Annotated in this window: 23 protein-coding genes and 1 other RNA gene; 7 read left to right on the forward strand and 17 right to left on the reverse strand. The window is 67.8% G+C overall.

The window, feature by feature from the left end; genetic code table 11:
- Positions 1–2: 2 nt before the first annotated feature.
- Together BKA14_RS26135 and BKA14_RS26140 are read right to left on the reverse strand one after the other, a co-directional pair.
- On the reverse strand, positions 3–1397 hold the full coding sequence (locus tag BKA14_RS26135) for an exopolysaccharide biosynthesis polyprenyl glycosylphosphotransferase (RefSeq protein ID WP_184953492.1): 1395 nt from the start codon (positions 1395–1397) through the stop codon (positions 3–5).
- A 354-nt stretch (positions 1398–1751) separates the two neighbouring features.
- Positions 1752–2708 (reverse strand): NAD-dependent epimerase/dehydratase family protein, encoded by a 957-nt coding sequence (locus tag BKA14_RS26140; RefSeq protein ID WP_184953493.1) that lies wholly within the window; start codon positions 2706–2708, stop codon positions 1752–1754.
- A 570-nt stretch (positions 2709–3278) separates the two neighbouring features.
- Here BKA14_RS26140 and BKA14_RS26145 point away from each other — a divergent pair.
- On the forward strand, positions 3279–4301 hold the full coding sequence (locus BKA14_RS26145) for a hypothetical protein (protein ID WP_184953494.1): 1023 nt from the start codon (positions 3279–3281) through the stop codon (positions 4299–4301).
- A gap of 62 nt (positions 4302–4363) precedes the next feature.
- Here BKA14_RS26145 and BKA14_RS26150 read toward each other — a convergent pair whose 3' ends face one another.
- The gene (locus BKA14_RS26150; RefSeq protein ID WP_184953495.1) at positions 4364–5446 is read right to left on the reverse strand and encodes a hypothetical protein; all 1083 of its coding nucleotides are present in this window, start codon (positions 5444–5446) and stop codon (positions 4364–4366) included.
- Positions 5447–5618: 172 nt separating this feature from the next.
- Positions 5619–5789, reverse strand: coding sequence for a hypothetical protein (locus BKA14_RS26155; RefSeq protein WP_184953496.1), 171 nt, complete (start codon positions 5787–5789; stop codon positions 5619–5621).
- Between the two features lie 244 nt (positions 5790–6033).
- On the opposite strand from BKA14_RS26155, the gene BKA14_RS26160 reads away from it, so the two are divergent.
- Positions 6034–6780 carry a hypothetical protein gene (locus BKA14_RS26160; RefSeq protein ID WP_184953497.1) on the forward strand — a complete coding sequence of 249 codons (747 nt, stop codon included), beginning with the start codon at positions 6034–6036 and terminating at the stop codon, positions 6778–6780.
- Between the two features lie 233 nt (positions 6781–7013).
- Here BKA14_RS26160 and ssrA read toward each other — a convergent pair.
- The 8 genes from ssrA to BKA14_RS26200 all read right to left on the reverse strand — a co-directional run bounded on the left by ssrA (position 7014) and on the right by BKA14_RS26200 (position 13427).
- Positions 7014–7389, reverse strand: a transfer-messenger RNA (tmRNA) gene (gene ssrA / locus BKA14_RS26165).
- Positions 7390–7413: 24 nt separating this feature from the next.
- Positions 7414–8049, reverse strand: a complete 636-nt coding sequence (locus BKA14_RS26170; RefSeq protein WP_184953498.1) for a cellulose binding domain-containing protein — start codon at positions 8047–8049, stop codon at positions 7414–7416.
- Positions 8050–8091: 42 nt separating this feature from the next.
- Positions 8092–8568 (reverse strand): SsrA-binding protein SmpB, encoded by a 477-nt coding sequence (smpB, locus tag BKA14_RS26175; RefSeq protein WP_184953499.1) that lies wholly within the window; start codon positions 8566–8568, stop codon positions 8092–8094.
- Between the two features lie 53 nt (positions 8569–8621).
- Entirely contained in the window at positions 8622–9860 is a 1239-nt protein-coding gene (locus BKA14_RS26180; protein WP_239093515.1) for a M23 family metallopeptidase, read from the reverse strand.
- A 105-nt stretch (positions 9861–9965) separates the two neighbouring features.
- On the reverse strand, positions 9966–10841 hold the full coding sequence (gene ftsX, locus BKA14_RS26185) for a permease-like cell division protein FtsX (protein WP_184953500.1): 876 nt from the start codon (positions 10839–10841) through the stop codon (positions 9966–9968).
- Between the two features lie 60 nt (positions 10842–10901).
- Positions 10902–11582 carry a cell division ATP-binding protein FtsE gene (gene ftsE, locus BKA14_RS26190; protein ID WP_184953501.1) on the reverse strand — a complete coding sequence of 227 codons (681 nt, stop codon included), beginning with the start codon at positions 11580–11582 and terminating at the stop codon, positions 10902–10904.
- 148 nt (positions 11583–11730) lie between these two features.
- On the reverse strand, positions 11731–12849 hold the full coding sequence (gene prfB / locus BKA14_RS26195; RefSeq protein ID WP_184953502.1) for a peptide chain release factor 2: 1119 nt from the start codon (positions 12847–12849) through the stop codon (positions 11731–11733).
- A 62-nt stretch (positions 12850–12911) separates the two neighbouring features.
- Positions 12912–13427, reverse strand: a complete 516-nt coding sequence (locus BKA14_RS26200; protein WP_184953503.1) for a PadR family transcriptional regulator — start codon at positions 13425–13427, stop codon at positions 12912–12914.
- Between the two features lie 321 nt (positions 13428–13748).
- On the opposite strand from BKA14_RS26200, the gene BKA14_RS26205 reads away from it, so the two are divergent.
- On the forward strand, positions 13749–14807 hold the full coding sequence (locus tag BKA14_RS26205) for a hypothetical protein (protein ID WP_184953504.1): 1059 nt from the start codon (positions 13749–13751) through the stop codon (positions 14805–14807).
- A gap of 12 nt (positions 14808–14819) precedes the next feature.
- Here BKA14_RS26205 and BKA14_RS26210 read toward each other — a convergent pair whose 3' ends face one another.
- Together BKA14_RS26210 and BKA14_RS26215 are read right to left on the reverse strand one after the other, a co-directional pair.
- Positions 14820–15329, reverse strand: a complete 510-nt coding sequence (locus BKA14_RS26210) for a DUF6912 family protein (protein WP_438861903.1) — start codon at positions 15327–15329, stop codon at positions 14820–14822.
- A gap of 270 nt (positions 15330–15599) precedes the next feature.
- On the reverse strand, positions 15600–16106 hold the full coding sequence (locus BKA14_RS26215; RefSeq protein ID WP_184953505.1) for a rhodanese-like domain-containing protein: 507 nt from the start codon (positions 16104–16106) through the stop codon (positions 15600–15602).
- A 94-nt stretch (positions 16107–16200) separates the two neighbouring features.
- Here BKA14_RS26215 and BKA14_RS26220 point away from each other — a divergent pair, with 94 nt between their 5' ends.
- The 3 genes from BKA14_RS26220 to BKA14_RS26230 all read left to right on the forward strand — a co-directional run bounded on the left by BKA14_RS26220 (position 16201) and on the right by BKA14_RS26230 (position 17643).
- The gene (locus BKA14_RS26220; RefSeq protein WP_184953506.1) at positions 16201–16656 is read left to right on the forward strand and encodes an Lrp/AsnC family transcriptional regulator; all 456 of its coding nucleotides are present in this window, start codon (positions 16201–16203) and stop codon (positions 16654–16656) included.
- A 49-nt stretch (positions 16657–16705) separates the two neighbouring features.
- Positions 16706–16936 (forward strand): helix-turn-helix transcriptional regulator, encoded by a 231-nt coding sequence (locus tag BKA14_RS26225; protein WP_184953507.1) that lies wholly within the window; start codon positions 16706–16708, stop codon positions 16934–16936.
- Between the two features lie 149 nt (positions 16937–17085).
- The gene (locus tag BKA14_RS26230; RefSeq protein WP_184953508.1) at positions 17086–17643 is read left to right on the forward strand and encodes an Rv3235 family protein; all 558 of its coding nucleotides are present in this window, start codon (positions 17086–17088) and stop codon (positions 17641–17643) included.
- Positions 17644–17768: 125 nt separating this feature from the next.
- On the opposite strand, the gene secA is transcribed toward BKA14_RS26230, so the two are convergent.
- Positions 17769–20690, reverse strand: a complete 2922-nt coding sequence (gene secA / locus BKA14_RS26235; protein ID WP_184953509.1) for a preprotein translocase subunit SecA — start codon at positions 20688–20690, stop codon at positions 17769–17771.
- Between the two features lie 163 nt (positions 20691–20853).
- Between secA and BKA14_RS26240 the strand changes: the two genes are divergently transcribed.
- A complete protein-coding gene (locus tag BKA14_RS26240; RefSeq protein ID WP_184953510.1) occupies positions 20854–21987 on the forward strand; it encodes a GNAT family N-acetyltransferase in 1134 nt (377 codons plus the stop codon).
- Here BKA14_RS26240 and hpf read toward each other — a convergent pair whose 3' ends face one another.
- Entirely contained in the window at positions 21988–22611 is a 624-nt protein-coding gene (hpf, locus tag BKA14_RS26245) for a ribosome hibernation-promoting factor, HPF/YfiA family (RefSeq protein ID WP_184956970.1), read from the reverse strand.
- A 259-nt stretch (positions 22612–22870) separates the two neighbouring features.
- Positions 22871–23659 (reverse strand): ComF family protein, encoded by a 789-nt coding sequence (locus BKA14_RS26250; protein WP_184953511.1) that lies wholly within the window; start codon positions 23657–23659, stop codon positions 22871–22873.
- Between the last annotated feature and the right edge of the window lies 1 nt (position 23660).

The following is a 23660-nucleotide window of genomic DNA, read 5'->3' on the forward strand; positions in this document are numbered from 1 at the left end:
CATCACCGGGGAGCGCCTACTCGACTAGGTTCGGGGGGAAAGGGGGTCGTCTGGCTGGAAAGCGCGCGGAGGCCCTCCGGGAAAGCCGAGGCCAGGTATGCGCCGGCGTTCTGCCACTGCCGATCGAAGACCAGGGTTCGGACGGTCTCCAGCAGAGTCACGCAGTCGAACGAGAACGAGCGGTGCTTGATGTAATAAAGGTCGTAGCAGACCTTCAAAGCCGAGCCGTCCTCAGATCCCGCATAACCACCACGCACCTGAGCCCAACCGGTCAGGCCGGGCCGCACCAGATGCCGGACGTCATAGTACGGAATTGACGACCGCAAGCGTTCGGCCAGGGCCGGTTGTTCGGGTCGCGGGCCCACGATGCTCATGTCGCCGCGCAGGACGTTGACGATCTGCGGCAACTCGTCGAGGTGGGTGCGGCGCATGAATCGCCCGATCCAGGTGACCCGGGGATCTGAGCGGGACGACCATTGCGGGTGCTCGTCGCTGGAACGCATGGAACGCAATTTCAAGATCTCGAAAGGCCGGCCGCGTTCGCCGATGCGGATCTGGCGGTAGAGGGCCGGGCCGCCGTCCAGTTTTACGAGCAGGACGAGGGGAATCAGCACAGGCACGGCAATGATGCCCGCCACCAGGCTGACGACCACATCGAGGATCCGCTTGCTCCGGGGAATCTCCTGCCGATAGCTCGGATGCAATACCGATTCGAGCCACCGCGGTTCGATGGCCGCCAGCGGCGTGAGCCCGAACGTGTCCTCGTAGAACGAGGCCAGCTCCGCCACCCGGACCTTCAGATCGAGGCAGTCCGCGGCCAGCAACTCGAAGACGGAACGCCGGGCCTCCTCCGAGGAGACCAGCAGCAGGTCGATCTCGTTCTTCTTGACAATGGCCGGCAAATCGCTTCGCGGCCCGAGATGGTAATCCTCGCTCTGGAGCGGATTGGCCGATCGCTCACCGACATATCCAACGATGTGGCCGGCCGACGGGTGGACGGCCAATTCCTGGGCCAGCGCCGTGGCCAGCTCCGAATTTCCGAAAAGCGCGATCCGGACCGGCTTGCGTTTCGGCGGCCGCCGGAAGGAGAGCAGGAGGATGCCCAGGCTCCCGACCAGGCACACCGCCGCGAGGTTGTGCGACGGAATGTTCACGCGTCGCGTGAAAAGGCCGGAAACTTCCGTCATCAATAGAATTACCAGTGGGGCACTGGCCGGCACCAGTCGCTTCGCCAGGGGCAGGAAATGGGCGAAGGGGCGACCACAGCGAATAACGAAAATGGCTGCGCACAGGGCCGCCGCGGCGGCCGGGGCCTCATACCAAGTCAGCGACTCGGTCACAGCGGCAAGCCCGATCGTGGCGACCGAGACGAGCGTCGCAATTTCGATGCCACCCACGTCCAGTGCGCTACGGAATCGCATAGCGGCGTACTCCTGATTCCGGTTCTTGGGCACGGCTCGATCAACGACTCACGGGCCGGGCGTCGATGCTTTCGATGAATTGTGCACGCTGACGCCGTCTGCAAAAGTCCTGCGCTCTCATGTTCACTCGGCCGGGATCAGCCGAACCGCCGACCGCGATGACCGGTTGGCGAGTTTCGCTCTCAGCTCGTGAAAATGCCCGGCCGGCATTTCTGAGTGAGCTTCGGAAAGGCGAAGATGCCTCCCGATCCCGGAACGACCCCGCGCCCGTTCTCCAGGCAGAGGTCGTCCCGGGCGAGCACGAGCCGGCGCTCGGCGATCGAGGCCGGGTCAGACCTCACTGAGGCCGCGGGACCCCGTCTTCCCGAGGCTGAGCCAGTCGATCGTCGCCCGCAGTCCGACTTCTAGCTCGGAGTCACGCGCCTCGGGCATCAGGGCCCGCAGCCGGCTGTTCTCCGCCTGCGAGTCCCGCACGTCGCCGGGCCGGACCCGGGTGAATTGGAAATCGATCGACCGCCCGGTGAGCAATTCAATCTTCTTGGCCAGGTCGATGATCGTCGTCCGCGTGCCGAAGGCCAGATTGACGGGCACCGGGCTGGCCAGTTGCTTGAGCGCCGAATCCGCCAGAACCGCCACCAGCGAACCCACATAGGTGAAGTCCCGGGTTTGGCCCCCATCGCCGTAGATGACCAGCGGCCGGCCCTGGAGCGCCGCGTCGATGAAAGAGGGAATGACCGCGGCGTAGGGATGGTCCGGCGACTGGAGCGGGCCGTAGACGTTGAAGAACCGGAATGCCACCACGGGAAACTTGTAGGTCGACGCATAGGCCAGCGCGTACGATTCCGCGGCGAGTTTATTGGCCGCGTACGGACTGGCCGGCGCGGCGGCGTCGTCCTCGCTGATCGGAAGCTTCTGCGTTTGGCCGTACACGGCCGACGAGGAGGCGAAAACGAACGCCTTCTGGAATTTCCGGCAGGCTTCCAGAATCTCGACGGTACCGTTCACGTTCACGTCGTGACTCGAAACCGGATCCATGATGGAAAGGGGCACGGACGGCTGCGCGGCGAGATGAACGACCGAGTCGTGCTGATCGACCAGTTCAAGGACGGTGTCACGGCAGAGGATGGTGTCCTTGACCACCTCGACCGGAAGCGACTCGATGTTGGAAATGCTTCCGGTGCTGAAATCGTCGAGGACCGTGACGCCCTGGACCTCGGGCCTTGCGAGAAGCTCGCGGCACAGGTTCGCGCCGATGAAGCCGGCTCCACCGGTCACCAGAATCTTCATTTTTCTTTCCGCCTATTTGTTTTGCAGATCAGATCTGGACACGACAACAAACACCCTCTTCTCAGCAGGGTGATAGTTATTTCGGCGCCTACGTCATTCACGTTCACGGCAGCTCGCCCGGCTCGGCGGCGGCGCTCGCATTCTGGGCCGGACGGTGTTGAGGGGTGTAGTTGAGGAGATTCCTCCCAGGTCCACCGCCCGAGGGACGGGTGGGAAGCGCTCACGAAAGATCGATGTCAACGTTGATCAACGAGAGCCTCGACAACGAGGTGACGGACGATTCCGGCACGCCCGGCGGCCCGGCCGGATTTCACCGGAGCGGGCTAAACCGATCATCCGGCGCACCTGACGTCACCGGTCGGCCGGCAACGCGTTCGGCCAGCCTTTCGCTCGATCCAGCGACACCGTCACTTGTTCGGATGACTTTTATCCGGTGAAGGCCGTGGGCGATGCGATGATCTGGGCTTTCCCAGCCTCGCCTAATTCGGGAGTCGCGACTGAATGCGATCCACATTCACGCGACCGGCGCCCGTCCGGATCATCGCGGCACTGCTTTTGGCGTCTTTGGCGGTGGTAGTGATCGTCGGCTTTCATGAATCGGCGGTCGCCCCGGAGGGCCTCGTCAACCGGGATCCCCGCGTCGGCGGGCGACTGTTCTCCGCCACGAGCCCGTTCAATCAGGTCATCCCGGCGAACGCGCAGATCGATCCGCGGTCGGCGGAGTACGTGAAGCTGATGATTCGCAGCAAGCGGGACAAGGGATTCGTCCTGTCGGTCACCGACTGGACCGTCCCGGCCTACTTCGCCAAATCGGACACGACACGCCATGACGTCAGGATCTCCGGCCAGCCACCGGGCGCGCACTACGACCGGACCTTCGTGCACGACGTCCGGCGGATCATGCGCGGCGTGCCCATCCCGGACAATGCCAAGCCCGACCCGCAGGACGACGCGCACCTGACGGTCATCGACCCCGCCAACGGCTGTGAATACGACCTCTACGGCGCGGAGAAGACCGCGACCGGCTGGACCGCCAAATGGGCCAACGCGACCTCAATACCGGAGAGCGGCATCTACCCGTACGGCCTGTCCTCGCGGGCCACCGGGTTCTCGCCGCTCGCGGGCCTGATCTGGCCCGCCGAACTGCGCAGCGGGCGCATCGACCACGCACTGATGTTCGCGTATCCGTACACCCGCTCCGGCGGACCGGTTTTCCCCGCCACCGCCAGCGACGGCAAGACAAAATTGGCGGCCGCGCTACCGCAGGGCGCTCGGGTGCAACTCGACCCCACGCTGGACCTCGACCAGCTCCGGCTCACCGCTTACGAGCGCACGATCGCCGAGGCCCTGCAGAGGTACGGAATGTTCCTCGGTGACACCGGCGGCGCCCTCGCGCTCTACGCGGTGAGCCCGCAGAGCTTCACCACCAATCCGTACGTGGATGTGTTGCCCGATGAGCCCTACGTCTTCCTCGACCGGATCCCCGTGAACAAATTCCGGGTCCTCAGGACCGGCTCGCAGTCTGTGCAGACACCCCTGACCGTGGTGCCTTCATCCTGCGCCCAGATCGAGGTCCTTGGTCGAACCCCGTAAATGCGAAGAGCCACCGCCGCGTCCTTTCGGGCGCGACGGTGGCTCTTGACCGTTCATAGAAGTCAGCCGACGATGTCGATCCGGGCGCACGTCGACGGCACGACGTTCAACGGGGTCCGCGCCATCTGCGGGCCGGTGGCCAGGACCCGGAACCGGTTCACGGGGATCTTGTTCAGCAGGACGTAGGGATCGTTGGGCAGCACTCCGGCGTAGGGATTGGTGTCGAAGCTCTGCGGGCTCACCGCGTAGAGCGCGAGGGCGCCGCCGGTGTCACCGAGGAACATTCCGTACCTCTGCAGGGCCTCGGCGATCGTTCGCTCGTAGGGGGACAGCTTCAAGGTGCGCAGGTCCAGGGCGGGATCGAGTTGGACCCGGGCGCCCTGCGGCAGGGCCGCGGCCAGGTTCGTCTTGCCGTCGCTGGCCGTGGCGGGGGCGACCGGTCCCCCCGACTTGGTGTACGGGAAAGCGAACATGAGGGCGTGATCGATGCGGCCGGCCCGGAGCTCGGCGGGCCAGATCATGCCCGCGAGCGGCGAGAACCCGGTGGCCCGCGACGACAGGCCGTACGGGTAGATGCCGCTGGCCGGGGTGGTGGTCGCGTTGGCCCACAGGGCGGTCCAGCCGGTCGCGGTCTTCTTGGCGCCGTAGAGGTCGTACTCGCAGCCGTTGGCGGGGTCGATCACCGTCAGGTGCGCGTCGTCCTGCGGGTCGGGCTTGGCATTGTCCGGGATCGGCACGCCGCGCATGATCCGCTGGACGTCGTGGATGAAGGCGCGGTCGTAGTGCCCGCCCGGCGGCTGTCCGGCGATCCGGACGTCATGCCGAGCCGTGTTCGCCTCGGAGAAATAGACCGGAACGGTCCAGTCGGTGACCGACAGGACGAAGTCCTTCTCGGTCTTGCTGCGGACCAACGTCTTCACGTACTGCGCCGACCGTGGGTCGATCTGCGGATTGGTGGGGATGACCTGGTTGAACGGGCTGGTGGCGGAGAACAGACGCCCGCTGCCACGAGGATCCGCGGCATTCGCCACGACGGCGCCATCGACCGCTGCGGAAGCATCACGGGGCACCATGGTGACCGCACTCGCCACCGCGAGCAGGGCCGCCAGCGCCGGGCGGTGTTTGGGCAGCTTGACAAGACGCAATTCGTTTCTCCCCCGTTTGTACGGCCTCGGGACGGCCGTGCATACGAAAGAGATTCAGGGCCGGGGGGTGCGCGCTCGGTGCCTCGGCCGGTGCGTTCCGGTTGCGGCAGAATCAGCGCCCTCGGGTGCCTTCGGACACGCTCGAATCGACCACTGACAGGCGCCGCGGCCGTCATTGCAGGCGAGTGTCGAGCCTGAGCTCGCTGCGCGTCGGGATCAAGTCGATCCACGCGGTTTTCTGCTGGCCCGTGATGCGGACGTAGCAGTGCTGCGGCAGCGCCTGGCCGGTCGGCACCAAGGCCACGTCCGTCAGCTCCTCACAACGAAGCTCGCGGTCGGACAACCCTTTGAATCCCCGGATCACCCCGGCCGGACAGAAGCAATTTCACGTCACTGACCGGCCGCAATGAAATGAATGTGCGAGCTACGGCGTGACTGACTACCCACCGAGAGCGTTGGTCACATTCGCGGTCGACGTATGCAGCGTTAGCCGGTCGACGGGCGATCGAGCCGGAGCGTGCAAGACACACCGGATCGGGGCCAGCCACGCCCGGACCCGACCAACCGACTCGAAGCAGGAGAACAAGATGGTCCACGAATCACTGCCACGACGGATCGGCAAATTCCTCGTTGTGACGACAGCCGCCGTCGGGATGACCGCAGGTTTCGCCTCGAGCGCCTCCGCCTCCGACGCCCCGCCGACCGAGAGGAAATCCTGTACCGCCCGGGAGGTCGGCGATGAGCTGATCACGATCAAATCCGCTTCCGTGACTCCCGTAGTGACCCACTTCACCAGCTTCTATGTGACCCCCGGAACGCTCTCCTCAAATACATATCGCCTCAACGTGGTCGGCCGGGTAAGCACGAGTATCAACGGCAACACAAGCATCAACGACAGCCGCAGTGTCACGGGAACCAGATTCGCGAACGGCGAGTCCGGAAACTCCCAGGCGTTGTTCGATCAGGTGGGCCGCACGGTCGGGTTCGGTGTGCGGACGGATGAGGCCACCACCAACACCCAGGATGCCTCGGTTCAGTGGCGGTTCAACAGCCCCGGCTACTACGGCCTCTACAAGGGGACGATGCAGGTCAGCGGAGCCTTCACCCGGGAGGTCTGCGACTTCGGCTGGAGAACCCTCACCTATCAGCTCGTGGATGAGGGCACCTACTCCACCTTCGGCCCGGTCGAGGAAGGCACTGTCGGGTGCAGTGACGCTCTTCCCGCGAAGACGGTGCGCAAGATCGCTCAGACCATGCTGGGGTGCGGCAGTACGACGCCCGCGAGGACCCAGCCGGCCGACGCCAAGGCTTCCGCGAACGCCGCCCCGCGATAGCCGCCCGGGAGCGGATCCCCAGCGCACCTCTCGACCGGGCCGTAGCGAGCCGGCTCGCGCTTTCCACAAGTACGGGCCCCAGGCCGCGCGTGTTGCGTCCGCACCCTTGAACCCGCGCAACCACCCACCAGCGCAACCGGAAGACACCGTGGGGTTTCAGGGGGCTCGGCCCCCTGAGCAGATATAGAGGAAGGCCCCGGTCTGCGTTTTCCGCAGACCGGGGCCTTCGCCTCTCGTGGAGGTGCCGGGAATCGAACCCGGGTCCTTCGTCGCTTCGTCAGGGCTTCTCCGAGCGCAGCTCACTATGCCTCTACTCGGCCCCGGGAATCACGTGAGCGAGTTCCTGTGACGGGCCCAGTCGCTGATTAATCTCGCCGCAAGGTCCCCGCGACCGGGACCTGTTGGCCAACCTCCTAGCTGATGCCGGAAATCCGGGACGGAGGTACTCCCGGTCCGACAGAGTCGCTACTCGCCTCAGGCGGCGAGGGCGAACTCAGCGCGATTGGAATCGGCGCTTATTGTTTTCCGACGATCGATTCTCGAGACGACGTCGGCTTCCTCGGCTCGCTTCCCCTGTCTCCACATTCGAAGTCGAAACCAGTCACCCCCTGGTCGATGAACAACTGTGCCATCCTACCTGACGCGGCAGGAGCCGCCCAACGCATTACAGGCCGACGGGCGGGCCTTGCCCCGGCCGCTCGACGACGTCTGGTAGCCGAAGTCGGCGTGGGCGCCGGGGGCCAGGGTGCCTCCGCTGAAAACGATGCTTTCGCCCTGCTGATTCCCGCTGGCGTTCCACACCCCGCGCAGCGCCAGGTTGCGCAGGTCAGCATGGCTGACGGTGACCCGCCACCGTACGGGGCGGTCGCCTTCGTTCGTGACGCGGACGGCCGCCACGTAGCCCTCGTTCCAGCTCGCGCCCACGGACAGGGTGGCCTCGACGTCGGTCTGCGGGGGCGGCGTGGTCCTGACGACCGGGCGGGTCTTGGACGGGGCAGGACTGGTGGTCTTGCGGGTCCGCGTGGGCGTCGCTGAGGGCGTACGGGAAGGGGCCCGGGAAACGGACGGCGTGGACGAGATCACCGGCGGGGGCGCGGCCACGGTCGTCCGCGGCGGGGAGGGCAGCGCCTGCACGGGCGGGTTGGCGGCCTCGGCCGGGCCGACCGCGCGCATGGCTATCCACATGACCAGGAGCACGAGGATCGCCGCGCCGGAACTCAGGATGAACCTGGCCGTCCCGAACACGCGCACGGAGTGCTTGGCAGCCAACTTGCGACCTCCCCAATAAAGCCGGCGGGGAAGGGTACCTTGTCAGCCCATGCCTTTGGCGCGCCGGCCGAGAGATCGGTTGATCTCTTTCTGCGCGTCGCGACTGGCCAGGTCCTGCCGCTTGTCGTAGCTCTTCTTGCCCTTGCCGAGGCCGATCTCGACCTTGGCGTACCCGTTGTTGAAGTAGACCTGGAGCGGCACCAGCGTCACACCGTCGTCACGCAGCTTGTTGCGCATCTTGGCGATCTCTTCGCGGTTGAGCAGAAGCTTGCGGACACGCCGCGGCTCGTGGTTGGTCCAGGTGCCCTGGGTGTATTCCGGGATGTGCATCCCGTGCAGGAAGATCTCGCCGTTGTGCTCGTGGCCGAACGCGTCGACCAGCGAGGCCCGCCCGGCCCGCAACGACTTGACCTCGGTGCCGGTCAGCACCAGCCCCGCCTCGAACGTGTCGGAGATGGCGTAGTCGTGGTGGGCCTTGCGGTTGGAGGCGACGACCTTGCGACCTTGTTCGCGTGGCATGCCGCCGAACCTCCTATGGATGAGTGATGGAACCTCGCAATGTTACAGGGGGTTCAACACAGACATCGCGGCAGATAATTCAGCGGGTTGCGGGGTTCGCCGTTGAAGCGGGTCTCGAAGTGCAGATGGTTGCCGGTGGACGCGCCGGTGGTGCCGACCAGCCCGATCACCTCGCCCCGGCGTACGTAGTCCCCGACGTCGACCAGGAACGCCGACTGGTGCCCGTAGCAGGTCTGGAAGCCGACGCCGTTGATTCGCCCGTGGCTGATGCAGGTGTATCGGCCGTACCCGCCGGCCCAGTCGGCCCGGATGACGCGGCCCGCCGCGGCCGCGCGGATGGGTGTGCCGCCGCCCGCTGCGATGTCCGTGCCCGCGTGCAGTTGCCACACCCGGTAGTACGGATCGAATCGCCATCCGTAGTCGCTGGACTTCCAGCCGACGACCGGCATGAGCAGCCGGCCTCCGGCGTATCGGGCGTCGCCGGACTTGAGGGAGTAGCCGCGCAGTGCGGCCTGGATCCGGGCCTCCTCGGCCTTGGCGGCCCGGTAGCGGGCGAGCACGGCTGAGCGCTGGGATCTGGCTACTTGGAGCGCGGCGGCGCGGGTCTGGGCCAGCTTGGCCAGGGCGGCGCGGGCCTGTTCGGCGGCCGCCTGGGCGTCCCGTGCGGAGGCGAGCCGTTCGCGCGCGGCCGCCTCGGCGTCCTCGGCGGCCCGCTTGGCCAGTCCGGCCCGGTCCTGTTCCGTACGGGCCTGGCGCCGCGCCTCGGTCAGGACGCCGACTTCGCGCTGCTGGGCGCGCATGATCTGGTCGACGATGCTGAGCCGGTCCATCATGTCGGCCGGGCCGCTCGCGTCGACGAGCACGTTGAGCCGGGCGATGTCGCTGCCCATGTAGCTCGCGGTGGCGATCTCGTCGACCCGGTCACGCGCGTCGGAGACCTGGTCCCGCGCCTCCCGGAAGCGTCCGGCGACCTTCTCGTACGCCTCCCGGGCCGCCTTGGCCTTGCGGTCCGCGCTCTTGGAGGCGGCCAGCGCGGCCGCGACCGCCCCGCGGGAGGTCGCCACCTTCTTCTGGGCCGCGGGCATCGCCGCGGTGGCGGCCTCGAGGCGTCCGGCGGCCGCGCGGGCCACGTCGGTCGCGTGTTCGAGGACTGCCTCGGCCCGCTGGACGGCCTTTCCGGCCCGTTCGGCGTCGTCATTCGGGTCGGCGTGGGCCGGGTGCGGTGCGATCAGCAGGGCCGCGCAAACCAGCAGAAGCGCACTTTTCCGGCTATGTCGGCGTTTGGACCACACGAAGAGCACCGTAACCCGACCTTACGTGTCGTACCTCCTAAAACGCCCAATGGCCGCATCCTCGGGAAGAGGATGCGGCCATGGTGTGAGTTCAGCCCGAGGGCGTCAGACCTTGAGGTAGAAGCGCAGGGTGACCCAGGCGGTGACGGCGCTGACGAGGGCACCGACGCCGGCCAGCAGCGGCAGCATCAGCCACACGTTGCCGTTGTCGATGGGTGTCAGGATCGTGGTGAGCGCCTGCAGCTTGTTGTCGAACAGCACGATCTTGCTCACGAAGAGGGCGACGAAGCCGAGGATGGCACCGATCAGGCCGGCCACCACCGCCTCGAGCACGAACGGGGCCTGGATGAACCAGTTCGACGCGCCGACCAGCTTCATGACCGCGACCTCGCGGCGCTTGCTGTACGCGGCGACCTGGATGGTGTTTCCGACCAGGAGCAGCGCGGCCAACGCCATCACCCCCGCGACCACCAGCGCACCCACCTGGATGGCGTTGAAGATGTTGAACACCTTGTCGAGCAGCGCACGCTGGTCGATGATGTCCTGAATGCCCTGCATGCCCTTCATCTGATCGGTGAAGGTCTTGTAGGTCTCAGGGTTCTTCAACTTCACCCGGAACGACTCGGGCAGGCTGTTCGGGCCGACCGAGTTGACGAACTCGGGCGAGTCCTTCCAGAGCGTCTTGAACCGCTCGAGCGCCTGCTCACGCGTCTCGTACGTCTGGTTGGCGACCAGGGGGTTGGACGAGATCGCGCTGTCGATCTGCTGCCGCTGGCCGTCGGTCACGTCCGTGCGCAGGAAGATCGAGACCTCGATCTCGCCGTAGTAGTAGTTCTTCATCTGGTCGACCTGCATGTACAGCAGCACGCTCGCGCCCAGCATGGTCAGCGAGACCGACATGGTGATGATCATGGCGACCGTCATTGTGACGTTGCGCCACAGGCCCACCAGGACCTCGTTGAGGACGTACTTCAAGCGCATCGGGGGGTTCCTTCCGGGACTCCGCGCAGTTCTTCTTCAGTCGGGGGTAGTCGGCGGAGCTCAGCCGTAGACGCCGCGAGCCTGGTCGCGCACGATGCGACCACTCTCGATCTCGATGACGCGCCGGCGCATCTGGTTGACGATGTTGGAGTCGTGCGTGACCATCACGACCGTCGTGCCGGTCCGGTTGATCCGGTCCAGCAGTCGCATGATCTCGATCGACGTGTCCGGGTCGAGGTTTCCGGTGGGCTCGTCGGCCAGCAGGATCAGCGGACGGTTGACGAACGCCCGGGCGACCGCCACACGCTGCTGCTCACCACCGGAGAGCTCGTGCGGGTAGCGGTGCTCCTTGCCGCCCAGGCCGACCAGCTCGAGAACCTCGGGCACGACCCGCCGGGACACGGCCTTGGTCTTGCCGATGACCTCCAGCGCGAAGGCCACGTTCTCGTACGCGGTGCGGTTGGGCAGCAGACGGAAGTCTTGGAACACACAGCCGATCGAGCGCCGGAAGTGGGGAATCTTCCAGGATCGGATGGAGGTGACGTCCTTCGCATTGACCGTCACCTTGCCGCGGGTCGGCGCGACCTCGTGCAGCAGAAGCTTGATGATCGTGGACTTGCCGGAACCGGAGGGGCCGATGAAGAAGACGAACTCACCCTTCTCGATCCCGACGCTGACCTCGTCCAGCGACGGGCGAGACGCCTTGGGGTACGTCTTCGTCACGTTCTCGAGCTGAATCACGGGAACGGAGTCTACGCGGTGTAACGAAATCGCCAACCCCGGCGGGTCCGCCATTCTGCGCGTCCGGTGAAGAAACCCGGCCGCCGGGCGACGGCGGCCCACCGTTCGTCCGGGGGCCGTCGCCGTCCGTAGACGATCTTGGCGGACGTTACGCCGAGGCCGACTTCTCGGACTGCTTACGCCAGCGGATACCGGCCTCGATGAACTCGTCGAGGTCGCCGTCGAAAACGTTCGACGGGTTGCCCGTCTCCTGCTCAGTGCGCAGATCCTTGACCATCTGGTACGGGTGCAGCACGTACGAGCGCATCTGGTCGCCCCAGGATCCGGTGGTGTCCTGCTTGAGGCCGGCCATCTTGGCCTCCTCCTCCTGGCGCTTGCGCTCGAGCAGCCGCGCCTGAAGCACGCGCATGGCCGAGGCCTTGTTCTGCAGCTGTGATTTCTCGTTCTGACACGTCACGACGATGCCCGTCGGAATGTGCGTCAGGCGCACAGCGGAGTCGGTGGTGTTAACGCTCTGTCCACCAGGACCCGACGAACGGTAGACGTCGACGCGGAGCTCGTTCTCCGGGATGTCGATGTGGTCGGTCTGCTCGACCACGGGCATCACCTCGACACCGGCGAAGCTCGTCTGGCGCCGGCCCTGGTTGTCGAACGGGCTGATCCGCACGAGGCGGTGGGTGCCCGATTCCACACTCAAGGTCCCGTACGCGTACGGCACCTTGACCGCGAAGGTGGCCGACTTGAGCCCGGCCTCCTCGGCATAAGACGTGTCGTACACCTCGGTGGGGTAGCCGTGCCGCTCGGCCCAGCGCAGATACATCCGCATGAGCATCTCGGCGAAGTCGGCCGCGTCGACACCGCCGGCGCCGGCCCGGATGGCCACCACGGCCTCGCGGGAGTCGTACTCCCCCGAGAGCAGGGTGCGCACTTCCATCTCCTCGATGGCCTTGCTCAGCGCGACGATCTCCTCGCCCACCTCGTGCACGGAGTCCTCGTCGCCCTCGGCTTCGGCCATCTCGAGCAGCAAGCCGGCGTCGTCGAGCCGGGAGCGCAGCCGCTCGATGCGATCGATGTCGCCGGAAACGTACGAAAGGCGGCTGTTGACCTCTTGAGCTCGGGCCTGGTCGTCCCACAGGTCCGGCGCGGAGGCCTGCTCCTCGAGGTCCGCCTTGTCCCGCCGCAGCTTGTCGACGTCCAGGACGTTCTCGATGTTGCGCAGGGTGGCGTCGAGGGTCTTCAGTTGCTCGGGATAGTCGGCAGCGGTCACGACAGTCAAGACTACGCCGCCCCGACCAGATTGCTGGTCGGGGCGGGGCACACTGTCGGACGTCAGCCGGCCGGAGCGATCTTGAGCCAGCTGAGCGCGGCCTTGTGATAGGCGACGGCGAACTCGAGGGCGGCCGCGCCGTACGCGTCGCCCGCCTTTTTCGCCTCCTTCGCCTGCTCCTTGGCCATGGCCATGGCCTCGGCGTGATACTCGCTGGCGCCGGTATAGAGGGTTTGCAGCTGGTTGCCGCTGTGCTGCTCGCCGAAGGCGACCCGCAGAGCGACCGGGTTGCGCAGAGCATCGCGGCCCGCGGGCTCGGCTAGCCACCGGCTGAAGGCTCGCTTGCCGGAGGCGGTGATGGCGTAGGGCTGGCTGGATCTGGGGCCGGGCTTGCCGAGCCGGACGAAGCCCATTTCGGCAAGAACCGGCAATTCGCGGTAGACCTGGCTCCGCGTCATCGACCAGTATGGCCCGAGGCGGCGTTCGGCAGCCGCCATAAGCTGACCGCCGGTCATCGGCCCCTCGTGAAGCAGGCCGAGCAGTGCGGCAGCCGTGGGATTGATTTGAGAGTCGGGCATGCCTTCTAAGCTGCCACTTTGTCGCGCCGACGTCCAGGATTTCGCCCGATCCGTCCAGTTTGCGTCTCCACAAACGACTGTCCCGCACGGACAGTCCGACCACGAGGGTCGAGACGGCGCGTTCTGCCGAAAATCTGGGTCTTGACCAGCTAAAATGGCCCTAGCCAAACGGTCAGACGGCGATGCCGGGCAGGAAACCCCCGAAACCGGACAGATCTCCGCTTCGGAACGCCTACGTTCCCAACAAATACGACATCTGACTCCGTTTTGCCACCTCAGGGCCCGTCCGGCTCGCCGGGCGAGCCGCGTACCCTGAGCCTCATGTCTTCCCAGGAGGTCGCACCGGCCCCGAAACCGGCCGCGCCCACCTCGTCGCACGGCTATCTGCTGGCCGCCCTCAGCCTGATCTGGATGGGCGCCATGCTGTGGTCGGCCCGCGCCACGATCACCGGACGGGCCGACGCCGAGATGGAAGTGACCTCGACGGCGTACGCGTTGCCCGGCGCCATCTCGGCCAGCCTGGTCACCGGGTCCACCGTGGCCCTCGCGGTGCTGGCGCTGCTGAGCCGGCGCGGCGAGATCGGCGCCAGCACCAGGTTCGCCATCGCCACCGGCAGCGGCCTGCTCATCGGCGTGCTGGGCGCGCTGACCATCGTCACGATCAACACTGAGGGCTGGCTGTACGCGGTGGTCGGCGGGACGGTCGCCGCGGCCGCCACGATCGGTGGGGCGCTGGCCGGCTTCCGCATCCCCCGCGTCGTGCACGCGGTGGGCTGGGCGTCTGTCGGCGTCTTCGTCATCGGCTTCGTGCTCAATCTGTTCCAGGGGCCGCTGATCGACGCGCTCAGCTCCAGCTCGGCGAGCTCACGGGCCGACGCCAACCAGTGGATCTCGTACGGGCAGGGTGTGCTCAGCGGTGTCGTGGCGGCGCTGGTGTCCTACCGGGTGCTGCGGCGTGAGCGCGCCAAGTCGGACGGACTCGACGTGCCGTGGCCGCTCTACGGGCTGGCCGGGGCCGGGGCCGGGCTGCTGCTCGTGATCGGGGAAACCCTCACCCGTACGGCTGGGAACCGCGTGCTCGACCTGGCCGGACGAGTCAGCGACCTCGAACTGGTGGTGCAGCAGATGCTCAGCGGGGCGCGGCTCAACAGCGCCCTGATCATCCTCTTCGTAGGAGCGATCACCGCGACCATCGCCATCGGGCGCACGATCAGTCCGGCGCCGGACGACTCGGACCTCGATGACGAGCCCAGTTCCGACATTTCCGGTGAGCCGAGCTCCGACGCTTCTGACGAGCCGAACTCCGACGCTTCTGAGGAGCCGAGCTCCGATGGCAGAACGTCCGTCAAGCCGCAGGCAGGGCCCTCCGCCGGCGCCTAGGGCGCCCGCGCGTCAGAGCAGCTCGTCCAGCTCCGACACCGCGTACCACTCGAGCTCGTGATCCTCGGCGCTGTCGACCGTGAACTGGGCGTCGGGATCGCCCGCGGCCGCCTCGTCGACCACCTCGGACGCCGCCGACACCGCCTCGGCCGCGTCCGCGCTGTCCACGTGGATCGAGGCCACCTCCTTGATCGACACCGGCTGGGGCAGCCGCACGGTGCTCGAACCCAGCTCGACATCCTCACGGACGAGCGCCGTGGACGGCACGTCGGCCGAGACCACGACCCGCCGGCGCGGCGCCTCCGGGTCGAGGCGCAGCAGGTGCAGCGCGCCCTGGGCGGCCCGGGTGAAGGCGACGTATTCCAGCTCCTCCTCGTCGCCCTCGGCATACCACTCGCGGAGCGCGGGAGTCACCGCGTGCGCCTCCAGCGGCCCGGCACCCAGCTGCCCGTCGGCGCGCAGGGCCGCCAGCATCGGCACGGTGGCCGGCACATAGACCCGGACCAGCTCGGTGATCGGCACGTCTCCTCCAGCGGTTGAATCGTCCCCGTAGTACACCGCCGGGGCGGCGCGGGGTAGGCCCATTCCACCAGTCGTGCCCTGATCGTGCCCTGCCGGGTGCTCGCGCCCTGTGGATAACCCCGCATTGTGGATAACCCGCTCCCGACTCCACTCGTGAAGTAGGGTCGTGCCCCTCCCTTGGGTGGGCGGGGGAGGCGGTGGCTGCACTAGACAAGATCCTTTGTCGGCGGGGCGGGAGCGAGGAGAGGCGAGCACGGCCCGAGCTGAGGGTCAGCAGCCGCAGGCGTCGGCGGTGGGGGCGGCGAGCACCAGGCCCGCGGTAACGGGCGCGGACGGGCCCGCGACGGGGACGGCACCGAGGGCCGCCAAGGCCCACCGCCGGTCGACCGGGGCCACCCTCGGGTCCGGCGGCAGGGCCACGTCGCCGTCGGGGGTGCGTACGGGGAAGCCTTCCCGGATCCAGTACTCGATGCCGCCGATCATTTCCTTGACCTCGTAGCCGGCCCGGGTCAGGGCCAGCGCCGAGCGGGTGGCGCCGTTGCAGCCGGGCCCCCAGCAGTACGTCACCACGGGCACCGCCGGGTCGAGCAGGCCGGGGGCGCCGGCGGGGATGTCGGCGGCCGGCAGGTGCCGGGCGCCCGGGATGTGGGCCTGGTCCCAGGACGCCCGGGAGCGCGAGTCGATCAGCGTGAAGCCGGGCTCGCCGGTGGCCAGCGCCGCGCGGACGTCGGAGACATCGGTCTGGTGAGCGAGCTGCGTCTCGAAGAAGGAAGTCATGGCACATCACGCTAGGTCCGCAAACTTCGTCGTTACACGGTCGTTCCCCGGCACATCTGGCGTAAGGCCGGGGAAAGGCGCTTAGATTGCCGCCATGACCACGGATTTCGCGCTGGACCGCACGGACTGGCAGTTACTGACCGAGCTGCAGAAGGATGGCCGCTCGTCGTTCGCCGAGCTGGCCCGGGCCGTTGCGATGTCCCCCAGTGCCGTGGCCGAGCGGATCCGGCGGCTCGAGGAGGCCGGCGTGATCGCGGGCTACCGGGCCGCGCTCGACCCCGAGAGGGTCGGTTTGCAGGTGATGGCCTTCGTTCGCCTTCGCTACCCCACGGGCAACTACCGACCCTTCCATGCGCTGCTCGAGTCGACCCCTGAGATCGTCGAGGCGCATCACGTGACCGGCGAGGACTGTTTCGTGCTCAAGGTGCTGACCCGCTCGATGCGGCACCTGGAGGAGGTCACCGGGCGCATCTCCGGCCTCGGCGCGGTCACCACCAGCGTGGTCTATTCCAGCCCGCTGACCGGGCGGGCGATCGCGCCTCCGCAGTGAATCGGTGGCAAACTGAGGCACCCGTACGGGGGATGGAGGTGGAACGAGCATGGCCGAGCCGCGCTTTCTCCCGCTGCCCGACGTCGCCACCGAGCTGAACGTCTCGGAGTCGCAGGTCTATCACATGGTCCGCAGCGGTGAGCTGCCCGCGATCAAGATCGGTGGCCGGGGCCAGTGGCGCGTCGAGCGCGCCCGGCTCGAGCAGTACATCGAGGAGAAGTACGCCGAGACGGCCGCCTGGGTCGCGCAGAACCCGCTGAACGCGACCGACGCCGAGTAAAACCGTCCGATTCTTCCGTCTTCCCGCCTGGCTCAGATGGATCTCCGTCTGCGTTGACCACCTCCGCGCGCCTTGCCGACAATCGCTAACGCAAGCAAACGAAGGCAAACGCAAGGTCAACTTCTCCCCGATCCCAAGGCGGTGCGGCGATGCCAAGGACGCTCGAAGAACCCCGGAGCGCTATCAGTCTTCGACCCGTCCCACGCTGCGAGCCACCCTTCGACGACGAGCTCGAGCCCACCGTCTGGGCCACCGCCCAGCAGCTCGCGCTCAACTGGCCGGCGGTGCCGGAGGCGGGCCGGAAGGGTCCGGAGCAACCGCCCACGCCGCGGCACTCCCCCATTGCCGGCGCCTCGGCCGACGCCAAGCTCGCCGTACGGCGGTTCGTGCAAACCTGCGTCGAAGTGCTCAACGGTCATCGCCCGGCGGCCCACCTGCGCCGTCTGTCGCGCCCGATGGAGGCCTCAGCGGTGGTGGCCCAGGGCATGGCGGCCGCGCACCGGGTGGCCGACCTGCGCCGGGGCCACCGGAGGAAACCGAGCCGCATCCCGCCGGTCGCCGTCATCCACGTGCGGCTCTGCGAGCCCCGGCCGGGCGCCGTGGAGGCCGCCGTGGCCCTGCTCACCGGCGAGCGCACCTGGGCTCTGGCGCTGCGGCTGGAGCTCCACGAGGATGCCTGGCGCGCCACCGCCCTGCGCCTCATCTGAACCCGAGACTCCCGGGGCGCCTGCCGACCACGCCCGGCAGTGGGCGTCCCGGGCCCAAGACCCGCACGACGCAAAACGGCCCGCCCGCGAAAGATTCGCGGGCGGGCCGTTGAGGAGCCGAGCTGTCAGTTCGCCGAGGGGGCTCCGTGGCAGCGCTTGTACTTCTTGCCCGAGCCGCAGTAGCAGGGCGCGTTGCGCGACGGCCCGTTCGACTCGGACTGGCCGGCCGGTGAACGCCGCCCCGCCGTCGAGTGGGCCGGGCTGGCCGGCACCGGCGAGCCGCCGGGGCCGATGCCCAGGGCCGGAGCCTGAGCCTGCTGCTCGCGCTGGATCACCGGGCTGCCCTCGCCGGCCTCACCGTCGATGGCCGGGGCGGTGTACTGCAGGTTCTGCGGGCGCCGCTCGCCGCCGAGCCCCTTGGCCCGCACCTCGACGCGGTCGGAGTCGGTCTCGTTGGCGGAGTCGTCGGAACCCATCACGCCGCCGGCCGGCAGGGGCACGGCCTTGCTCGGGTCGACGGTCACCGTGGGCTGCTCCTGCACCTGGACCTCCAGGTTGAACAGGAACCCGACCGCCTCCTCCTTGATGCCCTCCATCATCTGGTTGAACATGTCGAAGCCCTCGCGCTGATACTCCACGACCGGGTCGCGCTGGGCGTACGCCCGCAGGTTGATGCCTTCCTGCAGGTAGTCCATCTCGTAGAGGTGCTCGCGCCACTTGCGGTCGATGACACTGAGCAGCACCTGACGCTCGAGTTCGCGCAGGGCCTCCGCCCCGAGCTCCTCCTCGCGCGCCGCGTACGCGTCGTGGGCGTCCTTCTTCAGCTGCGCGGTCAGGTATTCCTGGTCGAGGGCCTGGCGCTCGCCGCCCATCTCCTCGACGAGGTCCTCGATCGTGATCGAGACCGGGTAGAGCCGCCGGAGGTTGGTCCAGAGCTGCTCGAGGTCCCAGTCCTCGGCGTAGCCCTCGCCCGTCGCCGCCAGCACGTAGTCGCTGACCACGTCGTCGATCATGTTGTCGACCTGGTCGTGCATGTCCTCGCCGTCGAGGACCCGCTTGCGCTCGGCGTAGACCACCTGGCGCTGCTTGTTCATGACCTCGTCGTACTTGAGGACGTTCTTGCGGATCTCGGCGTTCTGACCCTCGATCTGGGTCTGGGCGCTACGGATCTGCCGGGTCACCATCTTGGACTCGATCGGCACGTCGTCCGGGATGTTGAACCGCTCCATGACGGCCTCGACGGCGCCCGCGCGGAACCGCTTCATCAGGTCGTCCTGCAGCGACAGGTAGAACCGGGACTCGCCCGGGTCGCCCTGCCGGCCGGAGCGGCCGCGCAGCTGGTTGTCGATGCGCCGGGAGTCGTGCCGCTCGGTGCCGAGCACGTAGAGCCCGCCGGCCGCCTGCACCTCGGCCGCCTCGGCCTCGCAGGCCTCCTTCCACACGGGGAGGACCTCTTCAAGCGCCTTCGCGTACTCCTCCTCGTTCTCCACCGGGTCGAGACCGCGCTGGGCGAGCTCGCTGGCTGCGAGGAACTCGGGGTTGCCGCCGAGCAGGATGTCGGTGCCACGGCCGGCCATGTTCGTCGCGACCGTGACGCCGCCCTTGCGGCCGGCCTGCGCGATGATCGTGGCTTCCTGGGCGTGGAACTTCGCGTTCAGCACCGAGTGCGGGATGCCCCGGCGGCGCAGGAGCTGCGAGAGGATCTCGGAGTTCTCCACCGACACCGTGCCGACGAGGACGGGCTGGCCGGTGGCGTGCCGCTCGGCGATGTCCTCGATGACCGCGTCGAACTTGGCCTTCTCGGTCTTGTAGATGACGTCGGGGTGGTCGATGCGGACCATCGGCCGGTGCGTCGGGATGCTCACGACGCCGACCTTGTAGACCGAGTTGAACTCGCCGGCCTCGGTCTGCGCCGTACCGGTCATGCCGCCCAGCTTGTCGTACAGCCGGAAGTAGTTCTGCAGGGTGATGGTGGCCAGCGTCTGGTTCTCCTGCTTGACCTCGACGCCCTCCTTGGCCTCGATGGCCTGGTGCATGCCCTCGTTGTAGCGGCGGCCGTGCAGGATGCGACCGGTGAACTCGTCGACGATGAGGACCTCGCCGCCCTCGTCGACGATGTAGTCCTTGTCGCGCTTGTAGAGCTCCTTGGCCTTGATGGCGTTGTTGAGGTAGCCCACCAGCGGGGTGTTCACCGACTCGTACAGGTTGTCGATGCCCAGGCGGTCCTCCACCCGGCCGACGCCGCGCTCGGTGATCGAGACGGTGCGCTTGGCCTCGTCGACCTCGTAGTCGCCCTCGCCGTCCTTGCCGCGCTGGAGCCGGCTCACGATCGAGGCGAACTCGCCGTACCACCGCTGCGAGTGCTCCGCCGGGCCCGAGATGATCAGCGGGGTGCGCGCCTCGTCGATCAGGATCGAGTCGACCTCGTCGACGATCGCGAAGTTGTGGCCGCGCTGCACCAGCTCGTCCTTCGACCAGGCCATGTTGTCGCGCAGGTAGTCGAAGCCGAACTCGTTGTTGGTGCCGTACGTGATGTCGCACAGGTACGCCGCGCGGTGCTCGGCGGCGGGCCGGTTGGGCAGGATCACGCCCACGCTCAGGCCGAGGAACACGTGCACCCGGCCGACCCACTCGGCGTCGCGCTGAGCCAGGTAGTCGTTGACCGTGATGATGTGCACGCCCTTGCCGCTCAACCCGTTGAGGTAGGCCGGGAACACGCCGGTCAGGGTCTTGCCCTCACCGGTCTTCATCTCGGGGATGTTGCCGAAGTGCAGCGCCGCGCCGCCCATCAGCTGCACGTCGTACGCCCGCTGGCCGAGCACCCGCTTCGCGCCCTCACGGGCCACGGCGAACGCCTCGGGCAGCAACGAGTCGAGCGATTCGCCGCCCTCGACACGTTCCTTGAACTGCTGGGTGCACTCGCGCAACTCGTCATCGGTGAGGTCGACATAGTCGTCCTCGATCGAATTGACCGCTTCCGCGATCGCCTTGAGCCGGCGCACCATGCGGCCTTCGCCGGCACGTAGGACCTTTTCCAAAATCGACACGGGTCAGCGCTCCCCTAGACAGTCTGCCGAACCATCGTAGGCACCCTTCCGCGGAAGCTGTGACCCGAGCCTCGGGTTAACCGCACAAATGGTGTGAAACTTCGCATCAAGTTCGCTCAGAGCGCAGCTCTTCGGGCAGGATGAGCGGGGCAAAGGAGAGGGCGTGACCATCGCACAGATCAACGGCACAGGGATACGCCTCCGGGCGTTTCGCGCCGACGACGCCGACGCGCTGGCAGCCGGATTCGACGATCCGCTCTCGCAACGGTTCCTCCCGCAGATGCCGAAACCCTTCACCATCGCGCACGCCGAGCGTTACATAGCCGAGCGCGTCGTGGCCACCTTCGCCGAGGGTGGCGCGCTGTATGCGATCGCCGACCCGGACACCGACGAACTGCTCGGCGGCATCGGGTTCGACAAGGTGGTGCCGGCCCGGCGCCAGGCCGAGGTGGGTTACTGGGTCGGCCCGTGGGCGCGCCGCCGCGGGGTCGCCTCCGCCGCCCTGCGGGCCCTGAGCGCGCATGCCCTGAGCCACGGGCTGGAGCGCCTCGAACTGCTGACGCACTGGGACAACCCGCTCAGCCAGCGGGTCGCGCTGGCCGCGGGTTACACCCGGGAGGGGGTCCGCCGGGGCGCCGAGCCCGGGCGCACCGAGGGCCGCGAGGACATGGTGGTCTTCACCCGGCTGGCCACCGACTCCGGCGATCCGGTGCCCCGTCTGCTGCCCGACCTGCCCGGCGGCGAGCTCACCGACGGCGTCGTCCGGCTGCGCCCGCTCGGCCCGGGCGACACGAGCTTCCTGGCCGAGCTGCTGGGCCAGCCCGACGTGGTGGCCACCAGCGTGCCGCCCGTGCCGCCGACGCCGCAGCGCATTCACCAGCGGTGCTTCTGGGCCGAGGCGCACTGGCTGGCCGGCACCCGGGCCGACCTCGTGATCGAGGACGCGGCGACCGGTGTGCCGGCGGGCGACATCGGCCTCTACTACGACGACCCGCACACGCAGCAGGCCATGATCGGCTACAGCATGCTGCAGGCGTTTCGCGGCCGGGGTTTCCCGACGCGCGCCGCCCAGCTGCTGTCTCTGTGGGTCTTCGCCGAGACGGACGTGGCCCGGCTGATCGCGGGCGCGATGCCCGGCAATGTGGGCTCGCAGCGGGTGCTGGACAAGGCGGGATTCCACAAGGAGGCGTTCCTGCGGTCGCGGCTGCCCGGCCCGGACGGCACGCGCACCGACGACGTGCAGTTCGTCCTCCTCGCCGAGGACCTCCTGACCGAAGGCCCCCGGCTTGATGGGTGACTAACCCGTGGTCTCCAGCGACAGGATTCCGTAGTCGTAGCCGCGGCGGCGATAGACAACGCTCGGGCGGCCGCTGTCCTTGTCGAGGAAGAGATAGAAGTCGTGGCCGACGAGCTCCATCTGGAAGAGGGCGTCGTCGACGGTCATCGGGTCAGCGGGGTGCTCTTTTTCCCGTACGATCCGCCACGGCTGATCCTCGTCGTGTTCCGCGAGGGCGGTGGCTACCGATGACGTCTCCTCGGCCGCCTGCGCGGCGAGGCTGAGGTCGGTGGGCAGGCCGGCGGTGGCCGCCGCCACCGAACGGGGCGTGTGCCGCCCCCGGTGGACCCGGCGCCGGTCGGCGGAACGCCGCAGCCGGCCGTCGAGTTTGGTGATAGCCAGGTCGAGGGCAGCGTAGAAATCTTTCGCGCAGGCCTCGGCACGAATGACCGGGCCCCTCGTCATGACGGTGATCTCGACTCGCTGGCACGTGTCGGACTGGCGCGGATTGCGTTCATGAAACAGCTCGACGTCGGCCCGGATCAGCTTCTGGTCGTAACGTTCGACCTTGCTCAGCTTCTCGGCGACGTGTTCCCGATAGTGATCGGGAACCTCTACGTTGCGGCCCTTGACGACAATGTCCACTCGTGACCTCCCCCAACGTTTCTGTTCTGCAGACGCCCCTGCGAAGGGTGCGGCGGGGGCGCCGAACTGCGACGCGTTAAGTGCTGGTTGGCGGTAAGCCGGAACGATCCCTTGATCGCTCACAGGGCGTTACCGATCGCGAATGAGACGACTCCTTTCCGGTGCGGCGGTTCGCGGAACGCTGCGCCTCCGGCTCAGGCGGGATGAGACGGCACTCATACCCTCGTCACCAAGACGCTAACGTGCCGATGCTCTCGCGTCACCCCTCGTTCGGGATACCAGATCCCCGACGTTCCACCTTTTCAGTACCCCCAGGTGGTAATCCGCCGAAACCGACTGCGGTTGATCTACGCAGTTCGGTGGCAGCAAGGACGGCAGCCCCCGCGACCTGCATCTTCGCCTCCTCGAGCCGACCCGTCGCCGCGGCCAGCGTGGCCCCGGTGGTGACGATGTCGTCGACTACCACCAGCGTGCCTTTCCGGGGCGCGGCGCGTCGCAGAACGCCGATTCGGGCCCGCCGAATTCGCAGCGAATCCTCAGCCGCGGCACGCCTGCCGGCCACACTCAGTGACGTAGAGTCGGGGCGCGGTAACGCTTCGAGCTGAGGGCTGACGTCAGCGTCCCAACCGGCGGCGCGCAACCGACGTACGGCGTGTGCGGCCAGACGCCGCATGTGATCGCCGTGCCGCTCCCGGGCGGCCGCGGCGGTCGACGGCACGGGCACCAGAATCACCGGTGCGCCGCGCGGGGCGATCGCGGCCACCGCGGTGGCGAGCAGCGCGCCGAGCGGGCCGGCCAGCCGGTGCCGCCCCTTCTCCTTGTAGTTGAGCAGAACACCCCGCAAGGCGCTCCCGTACGCCCCGACGGCCACACACCGGGGCAGGCCCGGCGGCGGGGGGTCGGGAACCGTACGGAAGGGTCTGAGGGCTTCCAGCCGGACGGCGCAGCTCGCGCAGACACCGAAGCTCAGCGGCACTCGTTCGGCCTCGCAGCCCGCGCACGGGGCGGGCAGCACGAGGTCGGCCAGGTCACCGAGCAGTCCGGCCAAG

It is taken from the genome of Paractinoplanes abujensis, from assembly GCF_014204895.1.
Classification (GTDB): domain Bacteria; phylum Actinomycetota; class Actinomycetes; order Mycobacteriales; family Micromonosporaceae; genus Actinoplanes; species Actinoplanes abujensis.

Bases quoted from the DNA above. Each gene is read 5' to 3' on its own strand.
- BKA14_RS26140 (WP_184953493.1), bottom strand. From the start codon at position 2,708: ATGAAGATTCTGGTGACCGGTGGAGCCGGCTTCATCGGCGCGAACCTG.
- BKA14_RS26160 (WP_184953497.1), top strand. From the start codon at position 6,034: ATGGTCCACGAATCACTGCCACGACGGATCGGCAAATTCCTCGTTGTG.
- smpB (WP_184953499.1), bottom strand. From the start codon at position 8,568: ATGCCACGCGAACAAGGTCGCAAGGTCGTCGCCTCCAACCGCAAGGCC.
- ftsX (WP_184953500.1), bottom strand. From the start codon at position 10,841: ATGCGCTTGAAGTACGTCCTCAACGAGGTCCTGGTGGGCCTGTGGCGC.
- BKA14_RS26200 (WP_184953503.1), bottom strand. From the start codon at position 13,427: ATGCCCGACTCTCAAATCAATCCCACGGCTGCCGCACTGCTCGGCCTG.
- BKA14_RS26205 (WP_184953504.1), top strand. From the start codon at position 13,749: ATGTCTTCCCAGGAGGTCGCACCGGCCCCGAAACCGGCCGCGCCCACC.
- BKA14_RS26215 (WP_184953505.1), bottom strand. From the start codon at position 16,106: ATGACTTCCTTCTTCGAGACGCAGCTCGCTCACCAGACCGATGTCTCC.
- BKA14_RS26220 (WP_184953506.1), top strand. From the start codon at position 16,201: ATGACCACGGATTTCGCGCTGGACCGCACGGACTGGCAGTTACTGACC.
- BKA14_RS26225 (WP_184953507.1), top strand. From the start codon at position 16,706: ATGGCCGAGCCGCGCTTTCTCCCGCTGCCCGACGTCGCCACCGAGCTG.
- BKA14_RS26230 (WP_184953508.1), top strand. From the start codon at position 17,086: ATGCCAAGGACGCTCGAAGAACCCCGGAGCGCTATCAGTCTTCGACCC.